Below are 19452 nucleotides of genomic sequence, written 5' to 3' on the forward strand. Positions count from 1 at the left end.
CATCGATGGCTACCACCGACTCCGCGCGGCCGGAACCGACCCCGGAGCCTCGGGTCTCGGAGCGTCGAGCACCGAGCGTCGTCCGGACCGACGACGGCCGTCGGATCGCGTACGCGACGTACGGGCCTCCGACCGGCGACCCGCTCGTCTTCCTCCACGGGACGCCCGGGTCACGCCGACTGGGGGCGCTCCTCGAACCGTCCGCGCGGGCGAACGACGTCCGCGTCATCGCGCCCGACAGGCCCGGATACGGTCGGTCGTCGCCGAAGCCGGGCCGGACAATCGCCGACGCCGCGGCGTCCGTGCGGCCCGTCCTGGACGACGCGGGCGCCGAGCGCGCGCCCCTCGTCGCGTTCTCCGGCGGGGCTCCCTACGCCCTCTCGACGGCGGCGACGCTGGGTGACCGGGTCACCTGCGTCGACCTCGTCGCCGGGGCGACGCCGCCCTCCTTCACCGAGGACGCGCCGGCGGTACAGCGGTTGCTGACCGGTCTCGCGTCCGCGACGCCCTCGGTCCTCGGGGCGCTGTTCCGCGGACAGGCGTGGGTCGCGGGCCGGGCCGACCCGTCGTTCGTGGTCGGGCAGTACGCCGCGGACGCCGACGCCGTCCCCGCCGACGCCGCGGCGACGGTGAAAGCGGACTTCCTCGCGGCGTTCGAGCGCCACCGGAGCGGCGCGGTCACCGAGTTCCGGGTCGCTGGGGGCGACTGGGGGATCGACCTCGGCGCGGTCGGCGTCCCGGTGCGCCTGTGGCACGGGACGGCCGACGCCAACGTCCCGATAGCCGGGGCCCGGCGACTGGTCGAGGCGCTCCCGACGGCCGACCTCCGCACCCTCGACGGCGCGGACCACCTCGGGACGCTCCTCCGGGCCGCCCCCGAGGCGCTGGCGCGTCCCCGTTGACCGCTTCGGCCCTCCAGGTTCCCGCTGACCCCTCCCACCCATCCCGCGTTCCCGCTGACCGATCTCGCCCCCTCCGCGTTCCCGCTGACCGCTTCCGCCCGCTCCGCGTTCCCGCTGACCGCTTCCGCCCGCTCCGCGTTCCCGCTGACCGCTTCAGTCTGCCCCGCCTCTCGAACCCGTCCCGAAGCCGCGCCGAACCATGCGGATTGATGTGTAGGAGCGCCGAACGGGGAGCGAGCGCCGCATGAAACGGATCCGGTTCTCGGCCGCCTACCCGGAGCGGCTCCGCCACCCCCTCCACCGATCGATCGTCGGTGAGTCGCCGATCGCTCGCGCCGAGTTGCTGATGTGGAGTCCGACGGCGGACGCGACGACGCTGCTCTGGTTCGACGGCGACCGCGACGCGACGACCGCCGCCGTCGAGGCGCTCGACTCGCTGGTCGCGCGCAGCCTCGTGCGCGGCGCGGGCGGGACCTACGCCTTCCTCCGACAGGACGACTACGAGTTCCCGGCGGCCCTCCTCGACACCGTCGCGTCGTCGCGGGTGATCTTCCTCCCGCCGGTCGTCTTCCGCGAGGACGGCGACGTGCGGTTCGAGGCGGCGGGCGCGACCGAAGCGCTCAGCGCGTTCCACGACGACCTCGCCGACCTCGCCGACCTCACCATCGAGCGGGTCCGGGAGTTCGAGCGCCGGCGGACCCCCTCCCGGCTGACCGACCGACAGCGCGCGGCGCTGGAGGCGGCGGTCTCGGCGGGGTACTACGAGGTGCCCCGCGGGGGGACCGTCGCGGACGTCGCGGCCGCGCTCGACTGCGCGACGAGCACGGCCGGGGAACTGCTCCGCAAGGCGGAGGCGGCGGTCGTCGAGCGCGCCGTCGAGTCGGAGTAATCGGAGTCCGCCGCGAAAGAGAGACCCGCGTTTACAGCCGCTCGCGGAGCGTGTCCGCGGTCGCGTCGCCGACGCCGTCCACGTCGATGAGGTCCTCGCGGGAGGCCTCGCGGACGTTCTCCACCGAGCCGAAGCGGCGCAGGAGTCGGCGGCGCGTCTCGGGGCCGACGCCGGGCACGTCGTCGAGGACAGTCGCCACCTCGTCGCGGACGGTCTGGTGGTACGCGACCGCGAAGCGGTGCGCCTCGTCGCGCACGCGCTGGAGGAGGTGGAGCTCGGGCGCGCCGTCGTCCCACCGCCGGGTCCCGGTCGGGGTGACGACCAGCTCCTCCGCCTTCGCGAGGGCGACGACGGGCACGTCCCACCCCGTCTCCGCGAGCGCGTCGCGGGCGGCCCCCAGCTGTCCGTCGCCGCCGTCGATGAGGAGGAGGTCCGGGTCGGGGCGGTCGTCCGAGCCGTCGAGCGCGCGCTCGGCGCGCCACCGGACCAGCTCGCGCATGTTCGCGTAGTCGTCGTTGCGCTCGGTCAGCTTCTTCCGGCGGTAGTCGGCCGTCTCCGCGCTCCCGTCGACGAAGCACACGTCGGAGCCGACCACCGCGGTCCCCTGCGCGTGGCTCACGTCGAACCCCTCGATCCGCTCGGGGCGGGCGATCCCGAGCCGCTCGCCGAGCGCGCCCACGGGGTCGTCGCGGCCGCCGCGCTTCCGGGCGTTCTTCAGCGCGAGCTCGACCAGCTTCGCCTCGCGGCCGGCGCCCGGCACGCGGACCGCGACCCCCTCGCCCTCCAGCCAGTCGACCACGTCCGGGTCGGCGGGCCGCTCGGCGAGCAGGACCGCGTCCGGGAACTCCCGCTCGGCGTAGTACTGCGCGAGGAACGCCGCGAGGACGGCGGCCGGGGTGTTGGCGTCGGCGGACGAGGGGCCGCCGTCCGCGCCCTCGACCGCCGCGGCGTCCAGCCGGTGCCGGCTCCGGTCGACGAGCTGGCCCCGTTCGCTGTGGAGCCGGGCCACGCGGGCGGCGTCGCCCTCGACGGCGGCCGCCAGCACGTCGACCGTGCGGTCGTCGCTCCGGTCGCTGACGGCCTCGCCGCCCTCGCCGTGGAACGCCTCGACGGCCTCCAGCCGGTCGCGGAGGTTCGCGGCGCGCTCGAACTCGTTCGCCTCGGCGGCCGCCTCCATCCGGCGGCGGAGGGGGTCGGCGAGGACGCCGGTCTCGCCCTCGAAGAAGCGCCGCGCCGCGGCCACGTCCTCGGCGTACTCCTCCGGCGGGATTTCGCCCGTACACGGCGCCGAGCAGATGCCCATTTCGTAGTCGAGGCAGGGCCGGTCGCGGCCCTCGTACTTGTGGTCCGAGCAGCCGCGCAGCCGGTACTCGTCGCGGATCGCCTTCACGACGGTCTCGACGCGTCCCACGTCGGTGAAGGGACCGTACGCGACCGCGCCCGCCTCGGGGTCGCGGGTCACTTCGATCCGGGGCACCTCGTGGTCCGAGAAGGCGACCAGGGGGTACGACTTGTCGTCCTTCAGCCGGACGTTGTAGCGCGGCCGGAGCCGCTTGATGAGGTTCGCCTCCAAGAGGAGCGCCTGCGTCTCCGTGTCGGTGACCGCGAACTCGATCCGGTCGGCGCGCTCGACCATCCCCCTGATCCGCCCCGAGCGCGGGTCCGCGTACGACCGCACCCGGTCGCGGAGGTCGAGCGCCTTCCCGACGTACAGCGTCGCCTCGCCCGCCCGGAACTGGTAAACCCCCGGCTCCGTCGGGAGGTCTCGGGCCCGCTCGCGCACCGCGTCGGCGTCCATCGGTCTCGGACCGACGTAGCCGCCCGACGCCATTGAACGCTGCGGGGCGCGGTCCCCGCCGCCCCGAGGCCGCTCGTCGAGGTTATCAGAATCGAATATCGGGACGGACGCTTTATGATGGCGCTTGGGAGACGGTGACGTAGACATGAGTAGACTTCGCGAGCGCCTGCGGAACGCACTCGGGTGGGGGAGCGATTCCCGGTCGGTCCCCGACGGGGGCGTCGTCGTTGAGGACGGCGAGGGAACGGACGCCGGGACGGCCGCGGCGGACGAGGCCGTCGGCCCGGGCGAGGAGGGGCACGGCGTCGCCGACGAGGCCGGCGTGAACCGCGCGGCGACGCTCGCCGGCGCCGGCTTCGAGCAGGTGTTCAACGCCACCAGCATCCCGACGTTCATCCTCGACTGCGACGGGAACGTCGCCGAGTGGAACGAGTCGATCGCGACGCTCACCGGCGTCGACCGCGACGAGGCGGTCGGGCACGGCCACGTCTCCGAGCTCTTCTACCCCGACGGCCGCCGGGCCGACACGCTCGCGGACAAGGTCCTCGACGCGCCGACGAACGCCGACGAGGTGTACGGCGTCGAGCCGTGCGACTCCGCGCGCGACCGCTACCGCGACGCCAGCACGATGGTCGACCGCCACGGCGAGGAGCGCCACATCGAGTTCACGGCGACCGCGCTGTACGACGACGGCGAGCTCGTCGGCGTGACCGAGGTCGTCATCGACCGGACGGAGACGGTGAACGAGCGCGACGCGACGAGCGAGCTGGTCGCGGAGGTCCGCGAGACCGCCGAGGCGATCGGCGAGGGGGACCTCGACGCCCGCGCGGGCCACCGCGACTCCTTCGAGCACCTCGACGGCGACCTGATCCGCGTCGTCGACGTCGTCAACCGGATGGCCGACAACCTCGACGAGCTCTCCTCGGGCGTCCACGAGAAGGCGCGCGACCTCGACGAGACGGTCGAGGAGGCGAGCGCCGCGGCCGCCGACATCGCGGAGAACGTCGACGAGCAGAACGAGCTCTTGGAGGAGAGCGTCTCGGAGATGCAGTCCTTCTCCGCCGGGATGGAGGAGGTCGCCGCCACCGCCGACCAGGTCGACTCCGCGGCCGTCGCCGCGAGCGAGGCGGCCGACGAGGGCCTCGACGCCAGCGAGGACGCCCGCGAGGCGACCGAGGACGTCGTCGAGATCGGCGACGAACTAGTCGAGAGCGTCGGCGCGCTCTCCGAGCGCATGGACGACATCGAGGAGGTCATCGAGGTCATCTCCGACGTGGCCGAGCAGACGAACCTGCTCGCCCTGAACGCCAACATCGAGGCCGCCCGCGCCGGCGAGGGCGGCGACGGCTTCGCGGTCGTCGCCGAGGAGGTGAAGAAGCTCGCCGACGAGACCCGCGGTTACACCGAGGAGATCACGGAGAGCCTCGACAAGCTCCAGACCCAGTCGGCGGAGACGACGACCGCCGTCGAGCGTTCCCACGAGCGCATCGAGGACGCGGGCACCGAGATCGAGACGGTGCTCGACTCCCTCGAAGAGATCGCCGACGCCGTCGACGAGGCGGCCGCGGGCGTCGCGGAGGTCGCGCGGACCACCGACGACCAGGCCGCGACCGTCGAGGAGCTCACCTCCTCGCTGGAGGCGGTCCGCGAGCGCTCCGACCGCACCGAGGACGCGACCGAGCGCATCGTCGACGCCACCGACGACCAGGAGGCGGCCGTCGACGAGCTGATCGCCCGCGTCGAGCGCCTCGACGCCCGGTAACGGCCCGTCGACGCCGCGGCCCGCCCGCTCTTCCGGCAACGCCCCGTCGACGCCGCGGCCCGCCCGCTCTTCCGAGGTCTCGTTCTCCGCGTTTTTCCCCCGCGTACCCTTCCCCTCCGCCGAACGTTTAACCCCGCTCAACCCCCAGAAATCGTATGTCCGTTACGCCGCCCGGACCGCTCGGCGACCCCCTCTTCGGGAACGGTCGCCAGTTCGCTGACGACCCGTTCGGATTCCTGCGCGCCTGCGCCGACAGCTACGGCGACGTGGTGGGGCTTGACCTCGGCCCGCGAGAGACGTACCTGCTCACGAACCCCGCCGACGTCGAGCGCGTGCTCGTCGCGGACGCCGAACGCTACCGCAAGCCGCAGTTCGACGACGCGATGGACACGCTCCTCGGTGACGGCCTCCTGCTGAGCGAGGGCGACACGTGGAAGCGCCAGCGCCGGCTCGCGAACCCCGCCTTCCACAACCGCCGGATCGGCGCGCTCGCCGGCGTGATGGCCGACCACGCCGAGTCGCACGTCGCCGACTGGGAGGACGGCGACGTCGTCGACGTCCAGCTGGAGCTTGCGCGGCTCACCGTGAAGATCATCGTCACGGCCATGTTCGGTGCCGACATCAGCGACGAGGAGGTGAAGACGGTCCAGGAGAACCTCGAACCGCTCGGCGCCCGGTTCGAGCCGGACCCCCGCCGGTTCCTGATCCCGGACTGGCTGCCGACTCGGGAGAACCGCGAGTTCGACGCCGCCATCGACACGCTCGAATCGGTGATCGACGACATCGTCGCCCGCCGCCGCGGTACGGAGCGCGACCCGAGCGTCGACCCCGCCGGGCCCGACGGCACCGGCGTCCGCGGGCCGCCCGGCGACCCCGACGCCGACCTCCCGATGGACCTGCTCTCCGTCCTGCTCCGCGCCCGCGACCGCGGCGAGCAGACCGACGAGAACCTCCGCGACGAGCTGGTGACGATGCTGCTCGCCGGCCACGACACCACCGCGCTCGCGTTGACGTACGCGTTCTACCTCCTCTCGAACCACCCCGAGGCCCGCGACCGCGTCGCGAGCGAGGCCCGGGAGGCGACGGCCGACGGCCCCCTGACCGCGGCCGCCGTCCGCGACATGGACTACACCGAGCGCGCCCTCAACGAGTCGATGCGGCTCTACCCGCCGGTGTACACGCTGTTCCGCGAACCGAAGCTCGACGTGAAGCTCGGGGGGTACCGCATCCCCGAGGGGTCGGCGCTGATGGTGTCCCAGTGGGCGATCCACCGGTCCGGGCGCTGGTACGACGACCCCGAGGCGTTCGACCCGGACCGCTGGACCCCGGAGCGCCGGAGCGAGCGCCCCCGGTTCGCGTTCTTCCCGTTCGGCGGCGGGCCTCGCCACTGTATCGGGAAGGCGTTCTCGCTCCTGGAGGCGAAGATCATCCTCGCGACGGTCTGCTCGCGGTTCGACCTCGATTACGAGGGGCCGGACCTCTCCTTACGCGGGTCGCTGACGATGCACCCGAACCACCCGGTGCCGATGCGGATCCGCGAGCGCTGAGGGATGGCCGGCGCCGACGAGGCGACCCCCGACGGCGAGGCGACCCCCGACGGCGAGGCGACCTCCGAGGCCGACGTCTACTGCGCCCGCTGCGGCGATCCGCTCTCGCGCGGCCTCGTCGCGAGCGGACGGCGCGCCTGCTGTCTCAACGCGACCCCCATCGCCGGCGTCTGCCCGACGCACGGTCCGGTGGGGCCGCACCACGCGGTCGAGGAGCCGAACGACGACGAGGCGGCCGACGCCGGCGTAACGCCGACCGACCCCGCGTGACCGCGTAACGCTACAGCTCAACGCTCGACGCGACCTCCCGGAACTCCGGGTCCCACACGTCGAGCGCGTGGACCCGCCACCGGACCGGGTCGAACGCGGCGTCGACGAGGTCGGCGACGACGCCCGGCTCCGGGTTCCCGCCCCGCGCCAGCGTGACGTGCGGCACGTAGTCGTCGCCCTCGATTCCCTCCACCGCCCCGAACGCCGCGCAGAGCCGTCGGTGGAGCCGATCCAGCCCGTCGCCCTCGACGGTCAGGTAGACGACCGGCCGCGACCCCGACCGCGGCGCGTCGAAGACGTCGATCCCGGTCACGGCGACCTCGAAGGGGCCGACGCCGGCGAGCGGCCGACGAAGCCGCTCGCGCAGGCGGTCGAGGGCTTCTTCCCGAGGCGGCGGCTCCCGACTCCCTTCCCGCCCACCTCCTTCGTCCCCGTCGCGCTCCCCGTCCCGTACGTCCGCGACGCCGAACCGCTTACAGACGAGGGTGCGGCGCTCGCGGACGCGGTCGAACCCCGACAGTTTCGGGTGGAGATCGGCCGCGAGGCGGTCGACGCCGGGCGGCAGCGGGACGTTGAGGCTGAACACGTCGGCGGGCGCCTCAGATCCGATCGGTGAGGTGTAAGGCGATCACGACGACGAGCGCGATCCCGATCAGCGTCGGGAGCGCGTCGAGCAGCCAGAACGCGACCTCCAAGACGGTCCCGACGATCTCCAGGAGAAGCCACACGACGACGAGCAGTAACACGACCTTCAGCAGGTCGTCGGTGTCGATCTCGGCGCGGTTCATGCTCCGAAGCGACGCGGCAGCGATAAAAATCCGGTGGGTGTCGGCGGCCGACCCCCGCGAACGGCCCTACGCGATCTTCTCGTACTGCTCGGAGAGCTTCTCGGCGGCCTCGTCGAGCAGATCGGCCTCGTACTCGTCGAGGTCCCACTCGACGACCTCCTCGACGCCGTTCGAGCCCAGCTTCGCGGGCACGCCGAGCGCCGTGTCGTCGTAGCCGTACTCGCCGTCGAGGACGACCGAGCACGGGAGCACCTCGCCGGTGTCGTTGAGGATGGCCTCGACCGTGTGGGCGACGCCGGTGGCGGGCCCCCACTGCGTGGCGCCCTTCCGGCTGATCACGTCCATCGCGGACTCCTGGAGGTCCGCGAGGATCTCTTCCTTCTCGTCGGCGTCGAACGACGGGTCCCGGCCGTCGACGCGCACCTTCGAGAAGACCGGCGCCTGCGCGTCGCCGTGCTCGCCGAGGATCGTCGCCTCGACGTTCTTGACGGGCGCGTCGAAGCGCTCGGAGAGGACGTAGCGGAAGCGCGCGGAGTCGAGCCGGCCGCCGAAGCCGATCACCTTGTGGCGGTCGCGGTCGCCCGCCTCGTAGAGGTGGCGGTTGAGCAGGTCGACCGGGTTCGACGTGGTGACGGTGACGAAGTCGTCGTTGTGCTCGGCGATCGACGACCCGATGTCCTCCATGATCGGCGCGTTGTCGCCGGCCAGGTCGATTCGGGTCTGTCCCTCCTTCCGCGGGATGCCGGCCGTGATGACGACGACGTCCGATCCGGCCGTGTCCTCGTACTCTCCCTGCCGGACGGTCGTGTTCGAGTCGTAGGCGACGCCGTGGTTCGCGTCGGCGGCCTGTCCGATCGTCGTCTCGCGCTGGTCCGGGATGTCGACGAAGACGAGCTCGTCGACCACGTCGCGCAGCGCGAGGTTGTAGCCCGCCGCGGCTCCGACGGTCCCCGCCGCACCGATAACGCTGACCTTTGTCATACCGTCTTGATCCGCGACCGGACGGCGAGTAAACGTTTCGGAACCCCCCAACGTCCGCGGGCGCCGTCGCGAAACCCCTAACTCCCGCGGCGTCGAACCGTCGCCTCGTGCCGACGTTCCGCTACCCGTGCCCGGGCTGTCGGACGACGAACAGCCTCCACGACGCCGACTGCGAGTTCGAGGGCGTGAGCTGGCCGACCGTCGAGAAGGCCTACACGGACCTCCTCTCGGTGCTGTCCGCCGAGCCCGACGGCCTCTCGGAGGCGGCGCTGCGGGACGCGGTCCCCGCCGACTGGGGCGGGCTCCACAAGGCCGCGCTCGGCGCGCTCCGCCGCGACCAGCGCGTCGTCGAGGACGGCGACCGGCTCCGCCTGCTCACGGCCGCGGAGTTCAAAGAGCGCGTCTCCGAGCCCACCCGCGAGCCGATGCGCACCGTCTACCAGCACGGCTCCGTGCCGGGCTGTCACGACAACGCCGTCTTCGCGATGGTGGCGTGGTACGAGATGGTCGGCCTCTCGTGGCCCGAGACCCGCAAGAACGTGATCGAGTGGCTCCGCGAGTCGGGGGCGTGGGACCGCGGCGGCTTCGAGGAGTCGACGCCGGGGGAGCTCGTCGACGCCAAGCGCCACGTGTACGAGGAGGGGTACGGCTGGAAGGAGAAGGGCCAGGCCGCGAAGCGCGTCATCGAGCGCCACCTGTAGCGCCGACTTAAGTCGCCCCGCGACCTCTCGACACCGTGACACACCCGGAAGCCGGCGCCGCGCCGACCGCGGACCCCGACGCGGCCGCCGTCAGTGACGCCGACGCCGCCGACGCCCCCGACGGCGACGGCGCCGACCGCCCTCCGGCCGTCGCCAACCCCCGCCGCGCGCTCGCCGTCGTGATCGGCGTCGTGTTCATCGACCTCGTCGGCTTCGGGATCGTGATCCCCATCCTCCCCTTCTACGTCCGGTCGTTCGGCGTCAGCGACGCCTTCATCGGGCTGCTCGCGGCCTCCTACTCGCTCGCGCAGTTCGTCGCGGCGCCCACGCTCGGCCGGCTCTCCGACCGGATCGGGCGCCGCCCCGTCCTCCTGGCGTCGCTCGCGGCCGCCGGCGTCGCGTGGGTGACGTTCGGCTACGCCGGCTCGGCCGGCGCGCGCTTCGGCCCCGTCGCCGCGCTGGCGGTGCTCTTCGCCTCCCGCACGCTGGCCGGCGCGATGGGCGGCAACATCGCCGCCGCGCAGGCGTACGTCGCCGACATCACGCCCCGCGACCGGCGGGCGGGCGCGCTCGGCCTCGTCGGCGCGTCGTTCGCGCTCGGGTTCGTCTTCGGGCCGGCGATCGGCGGCCTGCTCGCCGCCGACGCCGTGGTGGCCCGCGCCGACGCGCTCTTCCCCGCGTTCGTCCCCGCGACGCCGTACTCCCTGTCGAGCTTCGCGGCGGCGGGGATGAGCCTCCTCGCGGTCGCCGTCGGGTTCCTCCTCCTCGAAGAGCCGGCGCGGACGCGACCCGCGGGTGACGCGCCGGGCGCCCGCACCACCGCGATCGGCCAGTTCCGCGACGCGCTCGCGTCCGCGTCGCTCCGGCCGCTGACGGTCGCGTACTTCGTCGTCGCCGTCGCGTTCGCGGGCGTCCAGGTGATGTTCATCCCGTACGTCGCGGACGCGTTCGGTTACGACGCGACGGCCGCGGCGTTCCTGCTCACCTACGTCGGCGTCCTCGGCGCGGTGAACCAGGGCGTCGTCGTCGGTCGGCTCTCGCGGGTCGTCCCCTCGCGGACGCTCGTCGCCGCCGGGTCCGTCGTCCTCGCGGGCGCGCTCGCCGCGATCCCCGCGACCGGACTGGTCGACCGGGTCGCGGGCGGAGTCGCCCTCGGCGGGCCGGGGTGGCTCACGCTCCCTCTGCTCGCGCTGCTCGCCGCGCTCGCCGCGCTCTCGCTCGGCAACGCCCTCGTGAACGTCTCGCTGGCGACGCTCGTCTCCGCGTCGGCCGACGACGCCGACCAGGGGGCCGCCTTCGGCGTGACGCAGGGCGCGTCGAGCCTCGGGCGGACCGTCGGCCCGCCGCTGATGGCGGTGCTGTACACGGTCGCCGTCGCGTCGCCGTTCCTGATCGGCGCGCTGCTCCTCGCGCCCGTGGCGCTCGCGTTCGGACGCCGGGCCGGGTGAGCGCCCCGGGCGGGCGGTGAGCGGCCGTCCCGCCTCCGCACGACAGTTTTACGCCCGCCGTCGCCGTCGTGCCTCGCACATGGCCCTCGACCTCGTTCCCGCCTGGCCCGCCGTCGGATCCCTCGCGGGCGGGGCGGGGGCGGTCGCGCTCGCGTGGGCGATCCGCCAACACCGCGGCCGCCCCGGCGTCGACTGGTTCCTCGGCGTCTTCGCCGCGCAGGCGACGTGGTGCGTCTCCTACGGCGTCGGGCTGCTCGTCGCCGACCCGGCGGTCCGCGCCGCGCTGGAGACGGCGATGTGGCTGGGCGTGATCTGGACCGGGGTCGCCTTCCTCGGCTTCGCCTTGGAGTACACCGGCCGGAGCGACGTGGTCCGGAGCCGCCCGTTCGGGGCGGTCGCCGGGTTCGGCCTCCTCTCGTCCGTCCTCGTCGCCACGAACCCCCTCCACGGCGCCTTCTGGACCGACCTCTCGCGCGCCCCCGTCTTCGGCGTCGAGACCGTCTCGTACGCGTTCGGTCCGTGGGCGTACCTCACCGTCGCCGTCGAGACCGTCCTCGTCGCCAGCGCGGTCTTCCTCCTCGTCGACACGCTGCTCAGCTACGGGCCGCTGTACCGCCGCGAGAGCGCGGCGGTCGCCCTGAGCTCGCTGCCGCCGGGGTTCGCCTTGGTCGCGTGGACGCTCCAGCTCGGCCCGGTCCCGCAGCTCCAGCTCGCGCCGGTGATGTTCGTCCCGCACGTGATCCTGGACGCGTACGCGTTCGACCGCGCGGAGATGTTCGACCGGAACCCGACCACCAGCCGCGCCGCCGAGCGCACCGCGATCGACGACCTCCGGGACCCGATCGTCGCGCTCGCGCTCGACCGCCGCGTCGTCCGGCTCAACCCCGCCGCAGAGACGGTGTTAGGCGTCGACGCCGAGACCGCCCGCGACCGGCCGCTCGCCGACTTCCTCGACCTGCCCGTCGGGATCGGCGACGAGGCGATCGACGCCGCCGACGACGACCCCGGCGACGACGAGGCGGGCGGCGGCTCCCGCGAGACGGTTCAGGTCGACACCGCCGACGGCGCCGGTCGCCGCACGTACGCGGTGTCGGTCTCTCGGCTGACCGATCCGAACGGAACCCACGTCGGCTACACGGTCGTCCTCTCGGACGTCACCGAGCGCGAGCGCCGCCGCCAGCAGTTAGAGGTGCTCAACCGAATCTTGCGCCACAACCTCCGCAACGACGCCGGCGTCGTCCGCGGCTACGGCGAGATCCTCCGCGACCGCCTCGACGACCCGGAGCTGGTCCGGATGGCGGACGCCGTCGAGCGCCGCGCCGGCGCGCTGGCCGCGCTCGGCGAGAAGGCGGGTACCGTCGAGCGGCTCCTCGCCGACAGCGACGCCGGGGCGACCGACGTCCGCGACCTCGTCCGCGCGGTCGTCGCCGACGCCCGCGAGCGCGACCCGGACGCCGTCGTCGAACTCGCGGTCGCCGGCGAGCCCGACGCGGAGACCGACGGCGGCGGAGCGGCCGACTGGACCACCCACGTGAGGCCCGACGCGCTCCGCGCGGTCGTCGAGAACACCGTGGAGAACGCGGTCGACCACCACGACGGCGAGGGCGTCGAGCGCGACGACGGCGGGGCCTGGGTGCGCGTCTCGCTCCGCGGAGAGGGCGGCGCGACGGGCGAGTCCGAGGGCGACGACCCCCGATTCGTCCTCACCGTCGCGGACGACGGGCCCGGGATCCCCGACCACGAGGTCGAGGCGGTCGAGTCCGGGCGGGAGACCGCCCTCGAACACGGCTCCGGGCTGGGACTGTGGGTCGTCGCGTGGGGCGCCGCCGCGGTCGGCGCCGAGGTGGAGTACGCCGAGCGGGAGCCGCGGGGAACGCGGGTGACGGTGTCGATCCCGGTCGTGGACGGCGAGTGAGTCGGGTCGGAAAACGAGACCGCTGTTCCTCCCGAAAAGGCAGAATTCGGGCGCGTTAGTCGCTCTGAATGCGCGGAGCTAGCATGAAGGTCACGTTCCCCAGCCCCTCGGCGAAGCCGTAGTGGAGCTTGACGGGGAACTCCTCGCCGAGCTCGACGGTGACCTCGGCGTCGGAGGGGATCGCCTTGTTCATGTCCTTGAGGTAGTCGAGGCTGAACAGCGAGTCGGCGGGGCCGGCGGTGAGCGCGATGAGGTCCTCGCGGTCGAGCTTGAGGTTCACGTCGTCGGTGTCGCCCTCGGCCTCGATGAAGAACGCCTCGTCGGTCTCGTCGACGCGGAGGCGGATGTGGTCGGAGACCATGTCGGCGGCCTTGATCCCGCGGTCGAGCTGGGCGCCCTCGACGACGATCTCGGAGGCGAGATCGAGGTCCGGGATGTCCGGCTCCTGGCGGATCGAGTCGGGGTCGATGAGCGCGAGGGTGTACGAGAGGCCGTCGATCTCGATGTGGAGCTTGCGGGTCTCCTCGTCGAGTTCGAGGTGGATCAGGTCGCCGGAGTTGGCCATGCCGGCGATGTCCTCCAAGCGAGCGAGGTTGACGCCGATGACGCCGCCGTCCGCGTCGTACGACTCGAACGCGGCCGCCTCCAGCGTGAGGTCGACCATGCCGACGTTGGCGGGGTCGACGGCCCGGATGGAGAGCTCCTCCTCGTTCAGGCGGATCTTACACTCGTCGACCAACACGCTCACCGAATCGAGCGCGTCCTGAAACGTCGACGCGCCCACGATGGCCTTGAACATATACGTTCAGCTTGGGCGGTATCACCTAAAAAGGCACCCGATCGGAGCGGCGACCGCCGGCTCAGAGCGACCGGATGAGGCGGGCGACGACGACCGCGAGCGTGACGACGGTCCGCCACAGTCGGAGCCGTTCGAGCCGGTATTCGCGCGTGTCGGGCTCGCCCGCCTCGTCGGCCTCGGCCTCCGGCCCGCGGTCGCATTCGCAGGCCGCGTCGCCGTCGGACCGGTCGGGCGGCGGATCGGTCGTTCGGTCCGGCTCGGCTCGGGCGCTCCGATCGGTCGCGTCGCGCTTCGGCGGCTCGCCGCGCTCGGTCGGGCTCGGTTCGGCGTCGGTGCGTTCGGTCGCGGGCAGCGGCTCGTCGGGCATGGTGTCTCTCGGCCGCGTCGGGCCGTACGCGACGATACGCGGTTAATTTATAAATAAACGAGCCGAACGCAAGGCGGAACTGAAACTCGTCCGGGCGGCCGGGGCTCCGATCGGTCGGCCCGCCCCGTTCTCAGACCAGCGGCTCGACGAGGTCCCGCCCCTCGTCGAGGAGCTCGTCGACGGCGGCCTCCGAGTCCGCCTCTGCGTACACGCGCAGCTTCGGCTCCGTGCCCGAGGGGCGGACGAGCAGCCACGAGCCGCTCTCCAAGAGGAGCTTGAACCCGTCGAGGGTGACGACCTTCGCGACGGGGGAGCCGCGGACGGACTCCGGGATGTGGTCCTCCAGCTCGTCGAGGACGCCTTCCTTCCGGTCGTCCGGGCAGTCGAGGGACACCTTCCCGGCCGCGATATGCCCGTGCTCGTCGAGCAGGCGGTCGACGCGCGCGTCGAACGGCTCGGCGGCGTGGGTCGCGGCCGCGAGCAGCGCCATCAGCACGCCGTCCTTCTCGCGGACGTGGCCGCGGAGGGCGAACCCGCCCGACTCCTCGCCGCCGAACAGCGCGTCGTGCTCGCCCATCGCCTCGGCGACCCACTTGAAGCCGACCGGCGTCTCGTACACCGATTCGCCGTGTGCCTCCGCGATGCGGTCGACGAGGAACGTCGTCGAGACGGTGCGGACCGCGGGCCCGGAGTCGGCCTCCAGCAGGCGGTCGTAGCAGGCGGCGTAGAAGAGGTTCGCGTCGAGGACGCCGCGGTCGGGCGTGACGACCGCGATCCGGTCGGCGTCGCCGTCGTTTGCGATCCCGAGGTCCACGTCGCTGTCGGGGTCGGTGACGCGGTCGGCCAGTTCCCCGAGATGTTCCGCCGAGGGCTCGGGGGAGTCGCCGCCGAACGTCACGTCGCGCTCGCAGCGCAGGCGGACGACCTCCGCCCCCGCAGATTCGAGCAGCGCGTCGGTGACGCCGCGCCCGCTCCCGTGCATCGCGTCGTACGCGACCGTGAGCCCGGAGAGGTCGACGCCGCCCTCCGCCCCGGCGAGGTTGCCCACCACCTCGCGGGCCGCGTCGGCGTGGTCGCTCACGAGGTCGACGCGCTCGATTCCGCCGCGCTCGGCCTCGGGCAGCAGGGCGGGCTCCGCGAGCCGGTCGACGACGTCCTCGGTCACGTCGGGGAGCGCGGGCGCGCCGTCGTGGGGAATGAACTTCACGCCGTTGTACTCGGGCGGGTTGTGCGAGGCGGTGACCATACACGCGCCGGCGAGCCCGCGGGCGACGATGGCGTGGGCGATGACGGGCGTCGGCGCGTCGCGCTCGGGCAAGAGTACGTCGAAGCCGTTGCCGGCGAGCACCTCGGCGAGGCTCTCGGCGAACCCCTCGGAGGTCTCGCGGGCGTCGTACCCCACCGCGACCGGTTCGTCGCGACCGGCCGCGTCGAGGTGGTCGGCGACCGCCTGCCCGACGATCCGCACGCGCTCGTCGGTGAAGGTGTCGAGGGTCGCGCGCCAGCCGTCAGTGCCGAAGGCAATCTCGTCCATACCGACCACGTCGGCGGCGAGGGCAATAATGCCCCGTGCCGGTCGCGAGGCTTGCGACGGGCGCGGCGAGCGGCGGAGCCTGGTGAGCGCCCGACGGCTCCGTCGATCGACCGCGTTTTTGTGGTCGGACCTCGAACCCGAATCATGACTCGAATCGCCGCCGTCTCCGGCAGCCGGAGCGCGGACAGCACCACGCGGGCCGCGCTCCGCGTCGCGCTCGACGCCGCGGCCGACGCCGGCGCGGAGACCGACCTGATCGACCTCGCGGCCGTCGACCTCCCGCTGTTCCATCCCGACGAGGGCGCGCAGGGCGACAGCGAGGCCCTGAAGCGCCGCGTCCGCGAGGCCGACGGCGTCCTCGCCGGCACGCCCGTCTACCGCGGCTCCTACTCGTCGACGTTCAAGAACTTCCACGACTTCTGCGGCTCAGACGAGTACGCGGACACGGCCGTGGGGCTGCTCGCGACCGCCGGCGGCGGCTCCTACGGCGGGACCTTGGAACACCTCCGGTCGACGTTCCGGAACGTTCACGCGTGGACCGTCCCCCACGAGGTCGGGATCCAGGGCGCCTCCTCGAAGGTCGAGACGGCGGCGGCCGCCCCCGACCGCGGGCCGCGGATCACCGACGGGGACATCCGGCGCCGCACGGAGCGGCTGGGCCGGGTCGTCGTCGAGCACGCCGAGCGGATGCGGGAGTGAGAGTGGTCCCGGTCGCCGAGTGCCGGCCGCGGTCGGCAGGGGTTTCCCCCGCGAGGCCGTCCGTCCGCCCATGAGCCGCATCCGCCCGGACGAACTCGACGAACGCCTCGGCACCGACGACGAGCCGTTCCTGCTGGACATTCGGCCCGAGTCGGACTACGGGCGCCGCGCGATCGACGGGAGCCGGAACGTGCCGGTGTACGACGACCTCCGGAGCGGCGACGACGCCCAACTCCGCCGCCGGCTCGACGAGATCCCCGACGACCGCGAGGTCGTCACCGTCTGTAAGATGGGGATCGTCGCCAAGCGCGCGACCCGCGTGCTCGACGAGGCGGGTTACGAGGCGTCGACGCTCGCCGGCGGAATAAGCGGGTGGAGCGGGTACCAGCGCGGGTCGCTCGGCTACAGGATCCGGTCGCTGTGGTGGCGGCTGCGAGGGTGATCGCGCGCGGTCGCGGCACTCGGGCGCCGGAACCCGCCGCCCTTTTGCCCGCCTCGCGCCTACGGCGCCCATGACCGAACCGGGTGACGACGACCGTGTCCGCTAACCGGAAGGGGGACCGCCGCGAGCGCGAGCTGGTGAACGCCTTGGACGAGGCGGGGTTCGCGGTAATGCGCGCGCCGGCCAGCGGCTCCGCCACGGAGCGCGAGCTGCCCGACGTGCTCGCCGGCGACGGCGAGACGTTCTACGCCATCGAGGCGAAGTCGAGCGCGGGCGACCCCATCTACCTCACCGGCGAGGAGGTGGAGGCGCTGCTCTTCTTCGCGCGGAACTTCGGCGCGAAGGCCCGGATCGCGGTCCGGTTCGACCGCGAGGACTGGTACTTCTTCCACCCGGGCGACCTCTACACCACGGACGCCGGCTCCTACCGCGTGAAGAAGGAGACGGCGCTGGCCGACGGCACCGACTTCCCCGAGTTCGTCGGTGAGACCGAGAAGGTGACGCTCGGCGAGGTCGGCGGGGGCGACGGCGACGCGGACGAGGTCGACCCCGAGACCGGGGAGCGGCGGACGATCCTAGAGGCCGTCCGCGACGGCCACATGCCGGTCGAGGACGCGCTCGACGTGTTGTAGCGCGGCGGACCTCCCGCGCCGCGCGACCCCCTCGCTTATCCCTCGTCGCGTCGAACCCCGGGACGAATGAGCGAGGACTTCGGCCTGCTCGAACCCGCGGACCAGCCCGGCGACGAGTGGGAGCAGCTCGACGTCTCCGACACCGAGGCCGACCGGATCGCCCGGCGGCAGGACCGCGAGTTCGACGAGTTCCGCAAGCGGATCAAGGACACCGAGCAGTTCAAGCTACAGGAGTCGGTGTTCGATGACGCCACGCTCGCGGCGGTGTACAAGCTGGTCCAGGACGGCTACGTCGACGCCTTCGGCGGGCCGGTGTCTACGGGGAAGGAGGCGAGCGTCTTCGAGGCGCTCGGCGGGCAGGCCGGCGAGCGACCGGAGCCGGGGTCCGAGGCGGCCGGCGGCGGCCCCGAGGGCGTCGCGCCCGATCGCGAGGTCGCGGTGAAGGTGTACCGGATCAACTCCTCGAACTTCCGGCAGATGCGCGAGTACTTAGAGGGCGACCCGCGCTTCGAGGGGATCGCGAACGACAAGAAGGCGGTCGTGTTGGCGTGGACCCGCAAGGAGTTCGCGAACCTCGAACGCGCGCGGCAGGCGGGCGTCCGGGTCCCCGAACCGATCGCGGTCCAGCGGAACGTCCTCGTGATGGAGCTGGTCGGGCACGCCGAGGACCGCGCCCGGCGGCTGAGCGAGGTCGACGTGGAGAACCCCGAGACCGCCTACGAGGTCGTCCGCGAGTACATGCGCCGCCTGTACGGCGCCGGGCTGATCCACGGCGACCTCTCGGAGTACAACATGATCATCCACGAGGGCGAGCTGGTGATCATCGACCTCGGGCAGGCGGTGACGGTCCACCACCCCAACGCCGGGGAGTTCCTGACGCGCGACTGCGAGAACGTGGCCGCCTTCTTCACGCGTCAGGGGATCGACGTCGACCCCGACGACCTCCGCGCGTACGTGACGGAGCCCGAACCGGATCCGACGGGTGAGCCGGGAGCGGACGGCGAACCGGAGTCGGACGAAGGGGCGACCGAGTAGACCGACGCGGGCTCCGGCGTAAGCGGCCGAAGACCACCGTCACGCGGCCACACACCGCCCGCGGCGGAACACGCTTAAAAGGCTCCGCCGGGTACCCCGTGGCATGCAACACGTGACGGTTCCGCAGGACCGGATCGGCGTCGTCATCGGCGCCGGCGGCGAGACGATGCGGGAGATCGAAGAGCGGGCGAACGTGCGGCTCGACATCGACTCCGAGTCGGGGAGCGTCGCCATCGAGGAGCGCGACGACCCGGTCGCGGCGATGGTGGCCCCCGACGTGATCAAGGCGATCGGCCGCGGCTTCAAGCCGGAGACGGCGCTGTCGATCCTCGACCACGACCTCCGGACGCTCGATCTGATCGACCTGTCGGAACACACCCGCAACGACAACGACCTCCAACGCAAGAAGGGCCGGATCATCGGCGAGAACGGTCGCACGCGCGAACTGATCGAGGAGCTGTCGGGCGCGAACGTCGTCGTCTACGGCTCGACGGTCGGCGCCGTCGGCCAACCCGAGGAGCTGGAAGTGGTCCGGCGCGCGGTCGGGATGCTGCTCGACGGCGCCCCGCACGGCGCGGTGTACTCGTACTTGGAGCGGATGTCGAACGAGCTCGACGACGACGTGAGCTTCAGCGCGCCGCAGTAAGCGATATTCGGTCTCGATCTCTGGGCCGTTGATATCGTTCTCTGATTGGTCTCCGCGTGACCCGTAACCGAGGATCAGCGGAGTGTACTAACAGTCGCATATCACGAATACGAATTAAATAGGATCGACCCAGAGAGAATGAGCAAGACCCCAAACGCAACTTGAGGCACAATCGCAAAGAGAAACGATAGGCCAGCAATCATGAGTCCGATACCGAGAAGGGTTGGGACCGTTCTCCCTTCGAATAATCTCGCAGAGTCCTTTGGTTTCGGGGAACCGTCCGTTGCCATGCGAGCA

At 72.4% G+C, this 19452-nt stretch carries 20 protein-coding genes; 13 read left to right on the plus strand and 7 right to left on the minus strand.

The features are described 5' to 3' along the window. Positions 1-5 precede the first annotated feature (5 nt). Positions 6-902, plus strand: coding sequence for an alpha/beta fold hydrolase (locus AMR74_RS01460; protein ID WP_053770295.1), 897 nt, complete (start codon positions 6-8; stop codon positions 900-902). Between the two features lie 244 nt (positions 903-1146). Then, positions 1147-1791, plus strand: coding sequence for a helix-turn-helix domain-containing protein (locus AMR74_RS01465; protein ID WP_053770296.1), 645 nt, complete (start codon positions 1147-1149; stop codon positions 1789-1791). Between the two features lie 31 nt (positions 1792-1822). Here the strand turns inward: AMR74_RS01465 and AMR74_RS01470 are convergent, their stop codons facing one another. After that, positions 1823-3589, minus strand: coding sequence for an excinuclease ABC subunit C (locus AMR74_RS01470; protein WP_053770297.1), 1767 nt, complete (start codon positions 3587-3589; stop codon positions 1823-1825). Positions 3590-3734: 145 nt separating this feature from the next. Between AMR74_RS01470 and AMR74_RS01475 the strand changes: the two genes are divergently transcribed. The 3 genes from AMR74_RS01475 (at position 3735) to AMR74_RS01485 (ending at position 7168) form a co-directional block, all read left to right on the plus strand. Beyond that, positions 3735-5351, plus strand: a complete 1617-nt coding sequence (locus AMR74_RS01475) for a methyl-accepting chemotaxis protein (protein WP_053770298.1) — start codon at positions 3735-3737, stop codon at positions 5349-5351. A 155-nt stretch (positions 5352-5506) separates the two neighbouring features. Further along, entirely contained in the window at positions 5507-6898 is a 1392-nt protein-coding gene (locus AMR74_RS01480; RefSeq protein WP_053770299.1) for a cytochrome P450, read from the plus strand. Positions 6899-6901: 3 nt separating this feature from the next. Next, on the plus strand, positions 6902-7168 hold the full coding sequence (locus AMR74_RS01485; protein WP_053770300.1) for a hypothetical protein: 267 nt from the start codon (positions 6902-6904) through the stop codon (positions 7166-7168). A gap of 10 nt (positions 7169-7178) precedes the next feature. Here the strand turns inward: AMR74_RS01485 and AMR74_RS01490 are convergent, their stop codons facing one another. The 3 genes from AMR74_RS01490 to mdh form a co-directional block, all read right to left on the minus strand. Continuing rightward, on the minus strand, positions 7179-7754 hold the full coding sequence (locus AMR74_RS01490; RefSeq protein ID WP_053770301.1) for a 2'-5' RNA ligase family protein: 576 nt from the start codon (positions 7752-7754) through the stop codon (positions 7179-7181). A 13-nt stretch (positions 7755-7767) separates the two neighbouring features. Further along, positions 7768-7956 (minus strand): DUF7554 family protein, encoded by a 189-nt coding sequence (locus tag AMR74_RS01495; protein ID WP_053770302.1) that lies wholly within the window; start codon positions 7954-7956, stop codon positions 7768-7770. 66 nt (positions 7957-8022) lie between these two features. Beyond that, positions 8023-8937, minus strand: a complete 915-nt coding sequence (gene mdh / locus AMR74_RS01500; RefSeq protein WP_053770303.1) for a malate dehydrogenase — start codon at positions 8935-8937, stop codon at positions 8023-8025. Between the two features lie 107 nt (positions 8938-9044). Between mdh and AMR74_RS01505 the strand changes: the two genes are divergently transcribed. The 3 genes from AMR74_RS01505 to AMR74_RS01515 all read left to right on the plus strand — a co-directional run bounded on the left by AMR74_RS01505 (position 9045) and on the right by AMR74_RS01515 (position 13001). Continuing rightward, positions 9045-9638 (plus strand): DUF7474 family protein, encoded by a 594-nt coding sequence (locus AMR74_RS01505; RefSeq protein ID WP_053770304.1) that lies wholly within the window; start codon positions 9045-9047, stop codon positions 9636-9638. A 35-nt stretch (positions 9639-9673) separates the two neighbouring features. Further along, the gene (locus AMR74_RS01510; protein ID WP_053770305.1) at positions 9674-11086 is read left to right on the plus strand and encodes an MFS transporter; all 1413 of its coding nucleotides are present in this window, start codon (positions 9674-9676) and stop codon (positions 11084-11086) included. Positions 11087-11165: 79 nt separating this feature from the next. Continuing rightward, on the plus strand, positions 11166-13001 hold the full coding sequence (locus tag AMR74_RS01515; protein ID WP_053770306.1) for a sensor histidine kinase: 1836 nt from the start codon (positions 11166-11168) through the stop codon (positions 12999-13001). A 55-nt stretch (positions 13002-13056) separates the two neighbouring features. On the opposite strand, the gene AMR74_RS01520 is transcribed toward AMR74_RS01515, so the two are convergent. The 3 genes from AMR74_RS01520 to AMR74_RS01530 form a co-directional block, all read right to left on the minus strand. Then, positions 13057-13800: a DNA polymerase sliding clamp gene (locus AMR74_RS01520; RefSeq protein WP_004599283.1), complete on the minus strand. Its 744-nt coding sequence runs from the start codon at positions 13798-13800 to the stop codon at positions 13057-13059. Between the two features lie 61 nt (positions 13801-13861). Next, a complete protein-coding gene (locus AMR74_RS01525; protein ID WP_053770307.1) occupies positions 13862-14167 on the minus strand; it encodes a hypothetical protein in 306 nt (101 codons plus the stop codon). 130 nt (positions 14168-14297) lie between these two features. Continuing rightward, positions 14298-15701: a phosphoglucomutase/phosphomannomutase family protein gene (locus AMR74_RS01530; protein ID WP_053770308.1), complete on the minus strand. Its 1404-nt coding sequence runs from the start codon at positions 15699-15701 to the stop codon at positions 14298-14300. A gap of 144 nt (positions 15702-15845) precedes the next feature. Between AMR74_RS01530 and AMR74_RS01535 the strand changes: the two genes are divergently transcribed. The 5 genes from AMR74_RS01535 to AMR74_RS01555 all read left to right on the plus strand — a co-directional run bounded on the left by AMR74_RS01535 (position 15846) and on the right by AMR74_RS01555 (position 19155). Continuing rightward, positions 15846-16400 carry an NADPH-dependent FMN reductase gene (locus tag AMR74_RS01535; RefSeq protein ID WP_053770309.1) on the plus strand — a complete coding sequence of 185 codons (555 nt, stop codon included), beginning with the start codon at positions 15846-15848 and terminating at the stop codon, positions 16398-16400. A 70-nt stretch (positions 16401-16470) separates the two neighbouring features. Further along, positions 16471-16842 (plus strand): rhodanese-like domain-containing protein, encoded by a 372-nt coding sequence (locus tag AMR74_RS01540; protein ID WP_053770310.1) that lies wholly within the window; start codon positions 16471-16473, stop codon positions 16840-16842. Positions 16843-16925: 83 nt separating this feature from the next. Beyond that, on the plus strand, positions 16926-17474 hold the full coding sequence (gene hjc, locus AMR74_RS01545; RefSeq protein ID WP_053770311.1) for a Holliday junction resolvase Hjc: 549 nt from the start codon (positions 16926-16928) through the stop codon (positions 17472-17474). 66 nt (positions 17475-17540) lie between these two features. Continuing rightward, positions 17541-18509, plus strand: coding sequence for a serine/threonine-protein kinase Rio1 (gene rio1 / locus AMR74_RS01550; RefSeq protein ID WP_053770312.1), 969 nt, complete (start codon positions 17541-17543; stop codon positions 18507-18509). Positions 18510-18612: 103 nt separating this feature from the next. Next, the gene (locus AMR74_RS01555) at positions 18613-19155 is read left to right on the plus strand and encodes a KH domain-containing protein (protein ID WP_053770313.1); all 543 of its coding nucleotides are present in this window, start codon (positions 18613-18615) and stop codon (positions 19153-19155) included. Positions 19156-19452 lie beyond the last annotated feature (297 nt).

Origin of the sequence: Halorubrum tropicale, assembly GCF_001280455.1 — an archaeon.
Taxonomy (GTDB): domain Archaea; phylum Halobacteriota; class Halobacteria; order Halobacteriales; family Haloferacaceae; genus Halorubrum; species Halorubrum tropicale.